The sequence below is a fragment of the Microbacterium sp. SLBN-111 genome (assembly GCF_049739645.1).
GTDB lineage: Bacteria > Actinomycetota > Actinomycetes > Actinomycetales > Microbacteriaceae > Microbacterium.
In genome coordinates this window covers 3,629,784-3,643,766 of record NZ_JBMGQH010000001.1, presented here as the reverse complement: position 1 = coordinate 3,643,766, position 13,983 = coordinate 3,629,784, and the positions used below count along the sequence as shown (strand labels likewise).

At 71.0% G+C, this 13,983-nt stretch carries 11 protein-coding genes and 1 pseudogene; 8 read left to right on the top strand and 4 right to left on the bottom strand.

The genetic code is table 11. From position 1 onward, the window contains the following. Positions 1 to 23: 23 nt before the first annotated feature. Positions 24 to 251, top strand: coding sequence for a response regulator (locus tag RKD05_RS17110; protein ID WP_134128895.1), 228 nt, complete (start codon positions 24 to 26; stop codon positions 249 to 251). After that, positions 248 to 889 (top strand): CYTH domain-containing protein, encoded by a 642-nt coding sequence (locus RKD05_RS17105; RefSeq protein WP_424711615.1) that lies wholly within the window; start codon positions 248 to 250, stop codon positions 887 to 889. Before RKD05_RS17110 ends, RKD05_RS17105 begins: the two co-directional genes overlap by 4 nt. 59 nt (positions 890 to 948) lie before the next feature. Here RKD05_RS17105 and lpdA read toward each other — a convergent pair whose 3' ends face one another. Both lpdA and RKD05_RS17095 read right to left on the bottom strand, forming a co-directional pair. Then, positions 949 to 2,346: a dihydrolipoyl dehydrogenase gene (lpdA, locus tag RKD05_RS17100; RefSeq protein ID WP_424711613.1), complete on the bottom strand. Its 1,398-nt coding sequence runs from the start codon at positions 2,344 to 2,346 to the stop codon at positions 949 to 951. Positions 2,347 to 2,355: 9 nt separating this feature from the next. Beyond that, positions 2,356 to 2,997 carry a copper resistance CopC family protein gene (locus RKD05_RS17095; RefSeq protein WP_424711612.1) on the bottom strand — a complete coding sequence of 214 codons (642 nt, stop codon included), beginning with the start codon at positions 2,995 to 2,997 and terminating at the stop codon, positions 2,356 to 2,358. Positions 2,998 to 3,249: 252 nt separating this feature from the next. Between RKD05_RS17095 and RKD05_RS17090 the strand changes: the two genes are divergently transcribed. From RKD05_RS17090 to RKD05_RS17080, 3 genes are all read left to right on the top strand, one after another. Beyond that, positions 3,250 to 3,744, top strand: a complete 495-nt coding sequence (locus RKD05_RS17090; protein ID WP_022878006.1) for an FHA domain-containing protein — start codon at positions 3,250 to 3,252, stop codon at positions 3,742 to 3,744. Next, positions 3,744 to 4,430, top strand: a complete 687-nt coding sequence (locus RKD05_RS17085; protein ID WP_022878005.1) for a MerR family transcriptional regulator — start codon at positions 3,744 to 3,746, stop codon at positions 4,428 to 4,430. The genes RKD05_RS17090 and RKD05_RS17085 overlap by 1 nt, the downstream gene beginning before the upstream one ends. Positions 4,431 to 4,526: 96 nt before the next feature. Next, positions 4,527 to 5,069: a MerR family transcriptional regulator gene (locus RKD05_RS17080; RefSeq protein ID WP_424711610.1), complete on the top strand. Its 543-nt coding sequence runs from the start codon at positions 4,527 to 4,529 to the stop codon at positions 5,067 to 5,069. A 143-nt stretch (positions 5,070 to 5,212) separates the two neighbouring features. Here RKD05_RS17080 and RKD05_RS17075 read toward each other — a convergent pair whose 3' ends face one another. Beyond that, a complete protein-coding gene (locus tag RKD05_RS17075) occupies positions 5,213 to 6,025 on the bottom strand; it encodes a ParA family protein (protein WP_022878003.1) in 813 nt (270 codons plus the stop codon). A 69-nt stretch (positions 6,026 to 6,094) separates the two neighbouring features. Between RKD05_RS17075 and RKD05_RS17070 the strand changes: the two are divergent. The 3 genes and pseudogenes from RKD05_RS17070 to RKD05_RS17060 all read left to right on the top strand — a co-directional run bounded on the left by RKD05_RS17070 (position 6,095) and on the right by RKD05_RS17060 (position 12,050). Next, a pseudogene (locus RKD05_RS17070) lies at positions 6,095 to 9,504 on the top strand (pyruvate carboxylase). A gap of 48 nt (positions 9,505 to 9,552) precedes the next feature. Beyond that, positions 9,553 to 11,562 carry a MinD/ParA family ATP-binding protein gene (locus RKD05_RS17065; protein WP_424711608.1) on the top strand — a complete coding sequence of 670 codons (2,010 nt, stop codon included), beginning with the start codon at positions 9,553 to 9,555 and terminating at the stop codon, positions 11,560 to 11,562. Beyond that, positions 11,559 to 12,050, top strand: a complete 492-nt coding sequence (locus RKD05_RS17060) for a peptide deformylase (protein ID WP_424711606.1) — start codon at positions 11,559 to 11,561, stop codon at positions 12,048 to 12,050. The genes RKD05_RS17065 and RKD05_RS17060 overlap by 4 nt, the downstream gene beginning before the upstream one ends. Before the next feature lie 96 nt (positions 12,051 to 12,146). Here the strand turns inward: RKD05_RS17060 and RKD05_RS17055 are convergent, their stop codons facing one another. After that, on the bottom strand, positions 12,147 to 13,973 hold the full coding sequence (locus tag RKD05_RS17055) for an AMP-dependent synthetase/ligase (protein WP_424711605.1): 1,827 nt from the start codon (positions 13,971 to 13,973) through the stop codon (positions 12,147 to 12,149). Positions 13,974 to 13,983: the final 10 nt, after the last annotated feature.

Here is a 13,983-nt window from a genome sequence, read left to right as displayed (position 1 = left end):
GAGGCCCGGTCTACGCTGGGGCCATGGCTATTGCACGACTGACCGGAGGCCCGCTCGACGGGCAGGTGATCCCGCTCGAGAACGAGTCCGACGACTCGCTGATCCTTCCCTACAGCGAAGGCCAGCTGGTCTACCGCCGCGAGGGCGGGCTCGAGCACACGGGGGAGTCCGACGGTCCGACCCAGGCGGTCTTCGCCTACGTCGAGGAGACCGAGGACATCAACCCGGACGTCGACGGACGCGACGATTGAGCAAGAGCGCGCCGGGCTCGTCGTCGGTCGAGGTCGAGTCGAAGTACGACGTCGAGACCGACACGCCCCTCCCGGACTGGTCGGGGGTGCCCGGCGTCGCCCGCGTGGGTGAGGCCGAGCCGCGCGACCTCGACGCACGCTACGTCGACACCGCCGGAGCCGACCTGGCGCGCAACGGCGTCGCCGTGCGGCGACGTCAGGGCGGCCCCGACGAGGGCTGGCACATCAAGGCGCCCGCCGAGGGCGGACGCTCCGAGACGCAGTGGCCGCTCGGCGACATCGGCGCCCCGGACGCCGACCCGGTGGTCCCGGACGAGATCCAGGATGCCGTCGCGCCCTGGGCCCGCGGACCGTTCCTGCCCCTCGCGCGCGTGCGCAACCACCGCACCGCCTACGCCCTGCTCGATGCCGAGGGTGGGGTCGTCGCCGAGTTCGTCGACGACCGCGTCCGGGCGCGCGATGAGCGCCGCGGCGTGGAGTCCGAGTGGCGCGAGTGGGAGGTCGAGCTCGGGCCCGCCGGCCCCGCCGACGACGCCGGCCGCGAGGCGCTGTTCGCCGCGGTCGATGCGGCCGTGTTCGCGGCGGGCGGTCGGCCCGCGGCATCCGGTTCCAAGCTCGCCCGCACGCTCGGTCACTGACCTCTTCTCAACGCGAAAGCCCGCCCGGCGAACCGGGCGGGCTTTCGTCGTGAGGGTGATCAGAGGTTGATCATGTGGCCTACGAGGCCGTGGAAGGCCTCCTGCAGACCCTCCGACAGCGTCGGGTGCGTGTGCACGTTGCGGGCGGCCTCGAGCGCGGTGAGGTCCCACTTCTGCGCGAGCGTGAGCTCGGGGAGCAGTTCGGAGACGTCGGGGCCGATGAGGTGGCCGCCGATGAGCTCGAGCGTCTCGGCGTCGGCGACGAGCTTGACGAAGCCGACGGGCTCGCCGAGGCCGTTGGCCTTGCCGTTGGCGGAGAAGGGGAACTTCGCGACCTTGATGTCGTGTCCGGCGTCGCGGGCCTGCTGCTCGGTGAGGCCGAAGGAGGCGACCTGCGGGTTGCAGAACGTGGCGCGGGGCATGTTGCGGTAGTCGCCGAGGGTCTGGGTCTCGGCGTTCCCGATGGTCTCGGCCGCGACGACGCCCTGGGCTTCGGCGACGTGCGCGAGCTGGAGCTTCGCGGTGACGTCACCGATCGCGTAGATGTGGGGAACGTTGGTGCGCATGTGGTCGTCGATGTCGATCGCGCCGCGCTCGGTGAGCTTCACGCCGGTGTTCTCGAGGCCGAACCCGTCGACCTTGGGCGCGAAACCGATGGACATGAGCACGCGGTCGGCGTCGATGGAGCCGGTGGCGCCGTCCTTGCCGGTGTAGGCGACGGTGACCTTGTCGCCGTGGTCGGTGACGGAGTCGACCTTGGTGGAGGTGAGGATGTCCACGCCGTAGCTCTTGTACTGGCGCTGGATCTCCTTGGAGACCTCGGCGTCCTCGTTGGGGAGGGCACGGTCGAGGAACTCGATGATCGTGACCTTCACGCCGTAGTTGGTCAGCACGTACGCGAACTCCATGCCGATGGCGCCGGCGCCGACGATGACGATGGAGCCGGGGAGCTCGCGGTTGAGGATCTGCTCCTCGTAGGTGACGACGTTCTCGGACAGGGTCACGCCGGGGAGGAGACGGACCGTGGAGCCGGTGGCGATGATGACGTTGTCGAAGGTGACCTGCTCCTTCGACCCGTCCGCCTTGGTGACGTCGAGGGTGTGGTCGTCGATGAAGTGGCCGCGGCCTTCGTATTCGGTGACCTTGTTCTTCTTCATCAGGTAGTGGATGCCCTTGACGTGGCCGGCCGCGACCGACCGGGACCGGTCGAAGGCGGTGCCGAAGTCGAAGTGCACGTCACCCGAGATGCCGAACAGGTCGGCCTTCGCGTGGAACGTGTGCGCGAGGTCGGCGTTGCGCAGCAGAGCCTTGGAGGGGATGCAGCCGACGTTGAGGCACACACCGCCCCAGTACTTCTCTTCGATGACCGCGACCGACAGCCCCAGCTGCGCGCCGCGCACGGCTGCGACGTACCCGCCGGGACCCGCACCAAGAATGACCAGATCGTAATGAGGCATGGTCTCAGCCTATCGTCCGGCGGTGCCCGCGGAGCCGCTTCCCGGGGTGCCCCCGCGGCCCCGCACGACGAACAGCCAGACCACGAGCCCGACGACGACGAGGAGCGCCGCGGCGAGCAGGATCCAGGGCAAGGGAGAGGCCTCCGAGGTGGTCTCGACCGGGGCCGGGGTCTCGGTGACCGTGACGGTCGGCTGCGGGGTCGAGGCGCTCGTGGGCGTCGCGGTCGGAGTGGGGGTGGGCGTCGGCGTGGGCGCCGCGGGGACGGTGAAGGAGAACGTCCCGTCGATCGGGTGTCCGTCGCCCGAGACGACGCGCCACACCACGGTGACGACACCGGATGCCGGTCCCGCCAGCGCCTGCGTCACGACCGGGCCCGACACGGTGGGGGCGCCGTCGGCCAGCGTGGTTCCGGCCGCGTCGGTGACCTGGATGACCGTCGCGCCGGCGGCATCCAGGATGTCCGCGCTGTAGGTGAGGGTGATCTGCGCCGGCAACGCGTCGAGAACGGCGTCGGCCGAGGGGTCCGACGACACCAGCTCGTCGTGGGCGAACGCGGGAGCGGCCGGGAGGAGCAGCGCCGCGAGCGCGACGGCCGCGGCGGCCAGGACGGCGGGCAGGGAGCGCCGACGCGGCGCGGGAGTCGTGATCACGCCACCGACCCTAGCGACCGCCCCTGCGTCGGACCGGTGAACCGTGCCCGCAGGGATGACGCGCGGGGTGATCCGGACTCGACAGGGCCGACCTGGATCGGTAGGTTCGAGTGTCCCCCCGTCACTGCAAGCCGCTACCCGAAGTGGTGCGCGTCCCGACGTCGGACAGACGTATACCCCATGGCCTGCGAGAGGTCGATCGGCCCCTCCGGCTCGGAGGCGGTCGGCTATGGTGGAAATGAAGGAGAAGCCGTGGACGAGACCCGCAGATTCGAGCGCGACGATATTCGACGCGCCGCCGACGCCGCCGCGTCCGACCGCTCGCACGACACGACTCAGACGTTCGGCCACGACGCCGATCTGTCCTTCGTCCCGTTCGGGGCCGACCTCACCGAAGCCGAGCTCGAGGCGATCGACGCCCTCCCCTCGGGTGCCGCTCTCCTGATCGTCCGCTCCGGCCCGACGACCGGTGCCCGGTACCTGCTCGACACCGACGTCACCACCGTCGGCCGTCACCCCGAGGCCGACATCTTCTTCGACGACGTCACCGTCTCCCGTCGTCACGCCGAGATCACCCGCTCGGGCAGCTCGTTCGAGATCGTCGACCAGCGCTCGCTCAACGGGAGCTACGTCAACGGCGAGCGGGTCGACCGTTCGGCGCTGCTCAACGGCGCCGAGGTGCGCATCGGCAAGTTCCGCCTGAACTTCTTCGGCTCGCCCGTCGACCTGCCGCCGGCAGAGCACTGATGGCGGCAGCCCCCGCCCGCGGTCGTCCGGCGGCCTCGGGGCTGTTGAGCATCGGACAGGTGCTCGCGCGACTCACCCCCGAGTTCCCCGCACTGTCGTCCAGCAAGCTGCGTTTCCTCGAGGTGCAGGGCATCGTCTCGCCGACCCGCACCGAGTCGGGTTACCGCAAGTTCTCGCCCGCCGACCTGGAGCGGCTGCGCCTCGCGCTGACGCTGCAGCGCGACCACTACCTGCCGCTCGCCGTGATCCGCGAGTACCTCGCCGACGTCGACGCGGGCCGCAATCCCGCGCCGCCCACGGCGATCGCGTCCATGACGAACGCGCCGCGCCGCTACCGCCGCGACGAACTTCTCTCGGCGGCCGGAGCGGCACCGCAGCTCCTCAACGACGCGATCAGCACGGGCGTGATCACCGGCGCCGAGACGTACAGCGAGCAGACCGTCTCGCTGCTGCGCACGCTCGTCGCCCTCGATCGGCACGGCATCGAACCGCGGCACGTGCGCTCGCTCCGGCAGAGCGCAGAGCGCGAGGCCTCCCTCGTCGAATCCGCCCTCGCGGCGCTGCTCCGCCGTCCCGACGCGGCCTCGCGGGCGCGCGCGAGCGAGCTCGCGCCCGAGCTCGCGGCACGTCTGGACGAGGTCCGGACGCTGTTCGTGCGCGAAGCCATCGACCGGATGCTGTCCTGATCGCGACACGCCGACCCCCTCGGCCCGGATGTCGTTGCCGGGGGACCTCCGCTGATCTAGCGTGGGAACAACGAGCCGATGAGGAGGGACGCGAGCATGACCGCTGGCGACGCACTCGGTGAACCCCCGTTCGCCACCGAACTCCTCTTCACCGACGGACTCCCCGAGATGGACGACGACACGGGCTACCGCGGCGCCGTCGCGGCCCGCGCCGCCGGTATCACGTACCGTCAGCTCGACTACTGGGCCCGCACCGAACTCGTCGTCCCCACCGTGCGCGGTGCGAGCGGCTCCGGTTCGCAGCGGCTCTACGGCTTCCGTGACATTCTCGTCCTGAAGCTCGTCAAGCGTCTGCTCGACACCGGCATCTCGCTCCAGCAGATCCGCACCGCCGTCGACCAGCTGCGCGCGGCCGGCATCCGCGACCTCGCCGGCACGACGCTCATGAGCGACGGCGCCTCGGTGTACCTGTGCACGTCGAACGACGAGGTCATCGACCTCGTCAGCCGCGGCCAGGGCGTGTTCGGCATCGCCGTCGGCAAGGTCCTCCGCGAGGTCGAGTCGACGCTCGTCGACTTCGAGTCCGCGACCGAGGCCGTCGACGAGCTCGCCGCCCGTCGCGCCGCGCGCACCGCCTGACGCGCCCCCGATACGAAAGAACCCCGGATGCCGTGGCATCCGGGGTTCTGCTTTCCCTACGCGTGAGGGGTCAAGAATTGTCGCCTGGGCGGTACGCAGGCGACAAATATTGACCCCTCACGCGCGAGGGACTGCGCGAGAAGCTACGCCTGGGGGGAGTCGGATGCCACCGGGATGCGGCCGGTGCGGACGATCCGGTCGAGCAGCGCGTCGAAGTCGGCGGCGAGCTCCTGCGCGGAGTCGCCGGGCCACACATGCAGCGGCTTCGCGGCGCCCTGTGCCTGCTGGAGCGACGTGCGCTCGGGCAGCTGCGGGTTGAGGACCAGCGGGCCGAACATGTCGCGCAGCTCCTTGATGCGGAACTGGTGTTCGATCGACTGCGGGCGCACGCGGTTCACGACGACGCCGAGCGGCTGCAGACGGGGGGAGAGGCCGCGACGGATCTCCTCGATCGCGCGGAGCGCGCGGTCGGCGGCGGCCACCGAGAACAGGCCGGGCTCGGTCACGACGATCACGCGGTCGCTCGCGGCCCACGCCGTGCGGGTCAGCGCGTTGAGCGAGGGGGCGCAGTCGATCAGGACGAGGTCGTAGTCGGCCTCGATCGTGGCGAGCGCCTCTTCCAGCTTCCACACGTCGCGCACGCTCGGGTGCGGACCGTCGAAGTTGATGGCCGACGGGCTGCCGATGAGCACGTCGATCGTGCCGGGGTGGACCTTCGCCCAGCCGCTGGAGGTGATCGCCTGACGGACGACCTTCTCCTTCGGGTTGGCCAGGACGTCGGCGATGTTCAGCCGACCGGCGACCTGGATGTCCATACCGGTGGACACATCGGACTGCGGGTCGAGGTCGACGACGAGAGTGCGAACGCCACGTGCGAAGGCGGCGGATGCCAGCCCGAGCGTCACGGTCGTCTTGCCGACCCCGCCTTTCAAAGAGCTGACGGAGAGTACGTGCACGAGCGTCTACGTTACCTTCCCCTAGGCTGTGAGCACATTCAGCTCCGTCGGCTTGACGTAAGGGTGCGCATGTTCTCGAAAATCCTGGTCGCCAATCGCGGAGAGATCGCCATTCGAGCGTTCCGCGCCGCCTACGAGGTGGGAGCCCGCACCGTCGCGGTCTACCCCTACGAGGACCGCGCGTCGCTCCACAGGCTGAAGGCCGACGAGGCGTACCAGATCGGCGAGCGCGGCCACCCCGTGCGCGCCTACCTCGACGTCGACGAGATCATCCGCGTCGCCCCCGGGAGTGCGGAGCGGATGCCATCTACCCCGGCTACGGCTTCCTCTCGGAGAACCCCGAACTGGCGGAGAAGGCCGCGGCGAACGGCATCGCCTTCATCGGGCCGCCCGCCGAGGTGCTGTCGATGGCGGGGAACAAGGTCACCGCGAAGGAGCACGCGATCGCGGCCGGGGTTCCGGTGCTGCGTTCGACCGCGGCATCCGCCGACGTCGACGCCCTCGTCGCTCAGGCCGAGGGAATCGGCTTCCCGCTGTTCGCCAAGGCGGTCGCCGGCGGCGGCGGGCGCGGGATGCGCCGCGTCGAGTCGATCGGCGAGCTCGCCCCGGCGTTGGCCGAGGCGATGCGCGAGGCGCAGAGCGCGTTCGGCGACCCGCGGATGTTCCTCGAGCAGGCCGTGCAGCGCCCGCGTCACGTCGAGGTGCAGATCCTGGCGGATGCCACGGGCGAGACGGTCCACCTCTTCGAGCGCGACTGCTCGGTGCAGCGGCGGCACCAGAAGGTCATCGAGATCGCTCCGGCTCCGAACCTGGACGACGCGGTGCGGGCGGACCTGCACCGCTACGCCGTGGCGTTCGCCCGATCGATCGGCTATCAGAACGCGGGCACCGTCGAGTTCCTCCTCGAGACCGCGGGTCCCCGCGCGGGCGAGGTCGTCTTCATCGAGATGAATCCGCGCATCCAGGTCGAGCACACCGTCACCGAGGAGGTCACGGACGTCGACCTCGTCCAGTCGCAGATGCGGATCGCCGCGGGGCAGACGCTCGCCGATCTGCAGCTCACGCAGGACGACATCCGCTTGCGCGGCGCGGCGCTGCAGTGCCGCATCACGACCGAGGACCCCACGCAGGGCTTCCGCCCCGACACCGGCAAGATCACGACGTACCGCTCGCCCGGTGGTGCCGGCATCCGTCTCGACGGCGGCACGACCGCCGCGGGGTCGCAGATCAGCCCGCACTTCGACTCGATGCTCGCCAAGCTCACCTGCCGCGGTCGCGACTTCGGTGCCGCGGTCGCCCGCGCACGCCGTGCGCTCGCGGAGTTCCGCATCCGCGGCGTCTCGACCAACATCCCCTTCCTGCAGGCGGTGCTCGACGACCCGGCCTTCGTCGCGGGCGACCTCAGCACGTCGTTCATCGACGAGCGGCCCGAACTGCTTCGCGGGCGCGAGTCGAAGGACCGCGGTACGAAGATCCTGTCGTGGCTCGTCGACACCACGGTCAACCGGCCGAACGGCGACAACCCGCTCTCGGTCGAGCCGGGCAGCAAGCTGCCCCACCTCGACCTCGCGGCCCCGGCGCCCTCGGGCTCGCGGCAGCGGCTGCAGGAGCTCGGCCCGGCCGGTTTCGCCCGGGCCCTGCGTGAGCAGACGGCCCTCGCCGTCACCGAGACGACCTTCCGCGACGCCCACCAGTCGCTGCTCGCGACCCGCGTCCGCACGCGCGACCTCGCCCGGGTCGCGCCGTACGTCGCGCGGCTGACGCCCGAGCTCCTCTCCGTCGAGGCCTGGGGCGGCGCGACGTACGACGTCGCGCTCCGCTTCCTCGGCGAGGACCCGTGGGAGCGGCTCGACGTGCTGCGGCAGGCGCTGCCGAACGTGGCGATCCAGATGCTCTTGCGCGGCCGCAACACCGTCGGGTACACCCCCTACCCGACGGAGGTGACGGATGCCTTCGTCGCCGAGGCCGCGGCATCCGGGATCGACATCTTCCGCATCTTCGACGCGCTCAACGACGTCTCGCAGATGCGGCCCGCGATCGACGCGGTGCTCGCGACCGGGACGTCGGTCGCGGAGGTCGCCGTCTGCTACACCGGCGACCTCCTCGACCCCCGCGAAGACCTCTACACGCTCGACTACTACCTGCGCCTCGCCGAGCAGATCGTCGAGGCCGGCGCCCACATCCTGGCCGTGAAGGACATGGCGGGGCTCCTGCGTCCCGCGGCCGCCGCGCGCCTGGTCACGGCGCTCCGGGAGCGGTTCGACCTCCCCGTGCACGTCCACACGCACGACACCGCGGGCGGGCAGCTCGCGACGCTCCTGGCGGCCTCGGCGGCAGGAGCGGATGCCGTCGACGCCGCCGCCGCGCCCATGTCGGGCACGACGAGCCAGCCGTCGCTGTCGGCCCTCGTCGCGGCACTCGCACACACGGACCGGGACACGGGGCTCGACCTCACCGCCGTCTCGGACCTGGAGCCGTACTGGGAAGCGGTCCGTCATCTCTACCGTCCGTTCGAGTCCGGGCTGCCGGGCCCCACGGGGCGCGTGTACCACCACGAGATACCCGGCGGGCAGCTGTCGAACCTCCGGCAGCAGGCGATCGCCCTCGGTCTCGCCGACGACTTCGAGCTCATCGAGGACATGTACGCCGCAGCGAACCGCATCCTCGGGCGCGTCCCGAAGGTCACGCCGTCGTCGAAGGTCGTGGGCGACCTCGCCCTCCACCTCGCGGCGGTCAAGGCCGACCCCGACGACTTCGAACGCAACCCGGAGAAGTACGACGTCCCCGACTCCGTCGTGTCGTTCATGGCGGGCGAGCTCGGCGATCTCCCCGGTGGGTGGCCCGAGCCTTTCCGCTCGAAGGTGCTCGCCGGTCGCGACATCAAGACGACGGTCACGCCGCTCACCGCCGACGACCTCGCGGCTCTCGACGGAGACTCCGAGACGCGGCGCGGGCGGCTCAACGCCCTGCTGTTCCCGGCGCCCACGCGCACCTTCCTCGAGACCCGGGCCGCGTACGGCGACCTGAGCGCCCTCGACACCGCCGACTACCTCTACGGCCTGCGGGCGGGGGAGGAGCACACCGTCGAGATCGAGCGCGGCGTGCAGCTGTTCGTCGGCCTCGAAGCGATCGGCGACGCCGATGACAAGGGCATGCGCACCGTCATGACGACCCTGAACGGGCAGTTGCGGCCGGTGTTCGTACGCGACCGCTCCATCGACGTCGAGGCGCGACAGGCCGAGAAGGCGGACACGTCGAAGCCGGGCCAGGTCGCTGCGCCCTTCTCCGGAGTCGTCACCCTGAAGGCCGCCGTCGGCGACCGGGTCGCGGCCGGTCAGCCGGTGGCATCCATCGAGGCGATGAAGATGGAGGCGGCGATCACGAGCCCCGTCGACGGCGTCGTCGAGCGGCTCACGGTCGCTACCACGCAACAGGTCGAAGCGGGAGACCTTTTGCTCGTGGTCCGCCCCGCGCAGTAGCCTGAAAGGGGGCGCTCTTTCGCGCCCCCTTTTCCTTTGGAGACTGCAGTGACCCCCGACCGCACCGACGAGACCCCCGACGACGGCGCCGAACACGGTGTCCTCGACGACAGCGGCTCGCTCGACACGTCCAGCATCCACATCCTCGGTGGACACATCGCACAGGTCAGCGTCGACCTCCCGGTGTCCGACGAAGACGACGTCGACGACGACGTCATCGAGGACGAGATACCCGTCATCGACGCCGAATCCCGCGCCTTCGAGGTCGTCGGGATCGTGCATCTGCCGGACGCCGACGAGCCCCCGCTCCTCACCCACGTTCCCGACCCCGAGGTCGTCGAGGTGCAGACGGACGGCTCCGAGCTCGTCCTCGAACCGCACGACGACCCCGACGCGTGGGACGCCGACGCCGAGGTGCACGAGGCCGAGCTCGAGCCCGAAGAGCACGAAGAGGGCGACGAGCACGACGAGCACGACCGCCCTTCGGACACGGATGCCGTGACCGAAGACGTGGATGCCGAGTCCGACGGCACCGCCGACGACGCCGAGGCTGCGCCCGGCGAGGTGGTGCAGACCGCTGAGGTGGCCGACGTCGAGGCGACCGTCGAGGTCGCGGACGTCCCGGAGGCCGAGGAGCCCGTGGCGGAACTCGTCGCGGACGAGCCCGCGGCGGAGGACGTCGAGACCGTGGACGACGACCCCGTGGATGCCGACGTCGAGCTCCCGGCAGCCGAGAAATCGGAGGAGGCGGAGGAGGCGGAGCCCGAGGTCGCCGCTGAGCCCGAGCCCGCCGCCGCGGTCGAGCCCCAGCCGGAGCCCGAGCCCGCAGCTGAGCCCGATACCGCCGCCGAGCCCGAGCCCGCCGCGGAACCCGAGCCCGCGTCCGCGTCCGCCGAGGACGAGCCCGCGCCGACGACCGGTCCCGTGCCGCGCACCCGCGCCGAGCTCGCCGCGACCGGCGTGATCGGCACTGTGCCGCTGACGCGCCGCGAGGTCCACCAGGCCGACGAGGCCGCGCGATCGGTGCGCGTCCACGCGAGCGAGCGCGTCCGCACTCCGGGGAGCGATGTGACCCTCGCATCCAAGCGTCTCGGCGAGATCGACGACACCCGCGAGAGCCCCGACCTGCTCACCGCCGACCGTCTGCTCGACCCGCGCCAGATCTCCCGCCCCGAGCCCGAGGGCCTGTGGCAGCAGCTGGTGTACTCGGTGTCGCGGCACCGGATCAACCTCGGCGACGGACGCCGCGCCCGCGCGCGCAAGGACCTCGATCGCCGGATCGCCGCCCCGCTGTCCGGCGAGGCGCGCTTCGTGCCCGTGCTGTCGCGCAAGGGCGGCGTCGGAAAGACCACCGTGACCGCTCTGCTGGGCATGGCCCTCGCCGATGCCCGCGACGACCGGGTCATCGCGGTCGACGCGAACCCCGACCGCGGCACGCTCGCCGACCGCGTGGGCCGCCCCAACGGCCGCACCGTCCGCGATCTCGTGCGCGCGCACGACGACGTCGAGGGATACAGCGACGTGTCGTCGATCGTGGCCCGCGACACGACGCGGCTGGATGTGCTGGCATCCGATGCCGATCCGCGCGTCTCCGAGGCGTTCAGCGACGAGGACTACCGCCGTGTCGCGGACGTCGCCGCGCATTACTACTCGATCGTGCTCACCGACACCGGCACGGGGATCGTCCACTCGGTCATGGAGGCGACGCTCGAGCTCGCCGACTCGCTCGTGGTCGTCGCGGGACTCTCGGTCGACGAGGCGCGCCTCGCGTCCGAGACCCTGACGTGGCTCGAGACCAACGGCTACGCCGATCGCGTCCGCAACGCCGTCGTCGTGCTCAACTCCGCCCGCCCCGGCGCGCCGCTGGTGCGCGAGAGCGAGCTCGAGGCGCACTTCCGCACGCGCGTCCGCGCCGTCATCCGGATGCCGTACGACGCCCACGTCGCCGCCGGCAGCGCGATCGCGTTCCGCGACCTGCAGCCCGGCACCCGCCTGGCCGCGCGCGAGCTTGCCGCTGCCGTCGTGGAGGGCCTGCGCGTTCCGGCGGCCGTGGCATGACGGTTCGTCCGATCCGCCTGTTCGGCGACCCCGTCCTGCGCGCCCCCAGCGCACCCATCGAGGAGATCGACGACGGCATCCGCGCCCTCGTCCGCGACCTCGTCGACACCGTCGAGCCTCCCGGTCGCGCCGGCGTCGCCGCGCCGCAGATCGGCGTGGGACTCCGCGCGTTCAGCTACAACATCGACGGCGACATCGGGTACGTGCTGAACCCCGTCCTGGTCGAGACCCGTGGTGAGCCCGAGCTCGTGGGCGAGGGATGCCTCTCCGTCCCGGGCCTCTGGCACGAGGCGCTCCGCTACCCGTGGGCGAAGGTCGTCGGCATCGACCTCGACGGTAACGAGGTCGTGCTCGAGGGCGACGGCCTGCTCGCGCAGGCGCTGCAGCACGAGACCGACCACCTCGACGGCAAGCTCTATCTCTCGCGCCTTCCCGCCGAGACGCGCCGCGAAGCGATGCGGCAGATCCGCGAGAGCGACTGGTTCTGACCGGCATCCTGTCCCGAGAACAGGGGATGCCATGAGAACGCGCCGATCCGTGATGGATCGGCCCGTTCTCGTTCCGGCGCCCGTTCTCGCGGCCCGTCAGGGCAGCGACACGTTGGTGGTGTTGATCGGCACCGCGTAGATGTCCTCGATGGCGTCGGCGAAGTCGCTGACGATGACGTTGCGCTTGATGCTCATCTTCGGCGTCAGGTGCCCGCTCGCCTCGGTCCACTCGGTCGGGAGGATCGTGAACTTGCGGATGGATTCCGCGCGCGAGACGCGCGTGTTGGCGCGGTCGATCGCGCTCTGCACCTCTGCGCGCACCTTCTCGTTCGTCGCCGCCTCGGTGAGCGACATGTCGGCCGGCAGCCCGTTGTTCGCGAGCCACGTCGGCAGCATCTCGGTGTCGAGGGTCACGAGCGCCGAGATGAACGGCTTGTGGTCGCCGACCACGACGACCTGGCCGACGATCGGGTTCGCGCGGATGGGGTCCTCGAGCGCGGCGGGCGCGACGTTCTTGCCGCCGGCGGTGACGATGATCTCCTTCTTCCGCCCGGTGATGGAGAGGAACCCGTCGGAGTCGAACGCCCCGATGTCGCCCGTCTTGAACCAGTCGCCGTCGAACGCCTCGGCCGTGGCCTCGGGGTTGCGCCAGTACTCGGAGAAGACGTTGATGCCGCGCACCTGGATCTCGCCGTCTTCCGCGAGGCGCACGCTCACGCCCGGCAGGACGGGGCCGACCGTGCCGATCTTGGACTTGGTCGCGAGGTTCACGGTTGCCGGGGCCGTGGTCTCGGTGAGGCCGTAGCCCTCGAGGATCACGACGCCGAGGCTGCGGAAGAAGTGCCCCAGCCGCGGGCCGAGCGGAGCCGACCCCGACACGGCGTAGACGATGCGGCCGCCCATGGCCTCGCGGAGCTTGGAGTACACGAGCCGGTCGAACAGCGCGAACTTGATCTTCAGGAGGAGCGGGATCGGCTTCCCCTGCTGCTCGCGCTCGGAGTGCTCGACGGCGGCCGCGGCGGCGGCGCGGAAGATCTTGCCCTTGCCGCCCGCCTCGGCCTTCTGCTCCGCCGAGTTGTAGACCTTCTCGAACACGCGCGGGACGGCGAGGAGGAAGGTCGGCTGGAAGGATCCGAGCGCCGGGAGCAGTTGCTTGGTGTCGGGCTGGTGGCCGGTCTTCACGCCGGCGTGGACGTTGAGCAGCGAGATGAAGCGGGCGAACACGTGCGCGGTCGTGATGAACAGCAGCGTCGACGCGCCGGGCGTCTCGACGACCTCGTGCAGCGCCTTGGCGGAGTTCCGGGCGAGTTCGACGAAGTTGCCGTGCGTCAGGACGCAGCCCTTGGGGCGCCCCGTCGAGCCCGAGGTGTAGATGAGCGTGGCGACGTCGGAGCTGTTCGCGATGGCGCGGCGGCGGGCGATCTCGGCATCCTCGATCTCCTTCCCGCGGGAGACGAGGGCGTCGAGGTCACCGGCGTGCATGGCCCAGACGTCGCGCACGAGCGGCAGGTCGCTGCGCACCTCGTCGAGGCGCTGACCGTGCTCGGGCGACTCGACGACCGCGGCGATCGCGCCCGAGTCGGAGATGATCCACGAGATCTGCGAGGGCGAGCTCGTCTCGTACACCGGCACCATGACCGCGCCGGCATAGAACAGCGCGAAGTCGACGAGGGTCCAGTCGTACGTGGTGCGGGCGATGAAGGCGACCTTCTCGCCGGGTTGGATGCCGGCGGCGACGAAGCCCTTCGCGAGGGCGATGACCTGCTGCTCGAAATCGCGCGCCGAGACCTCGCGCCACCCCGAGCCGTCGGGGACGGCGAAGAGGGCCCGGTCGGGCGTGGCGGCCACGCGCTCGGCGAGCAGATCGGAAACGTTCGCGGTCGGATCGGCGGGGACGACGGGGGCATGGTCGAACTGGATCACGGCAACTCCT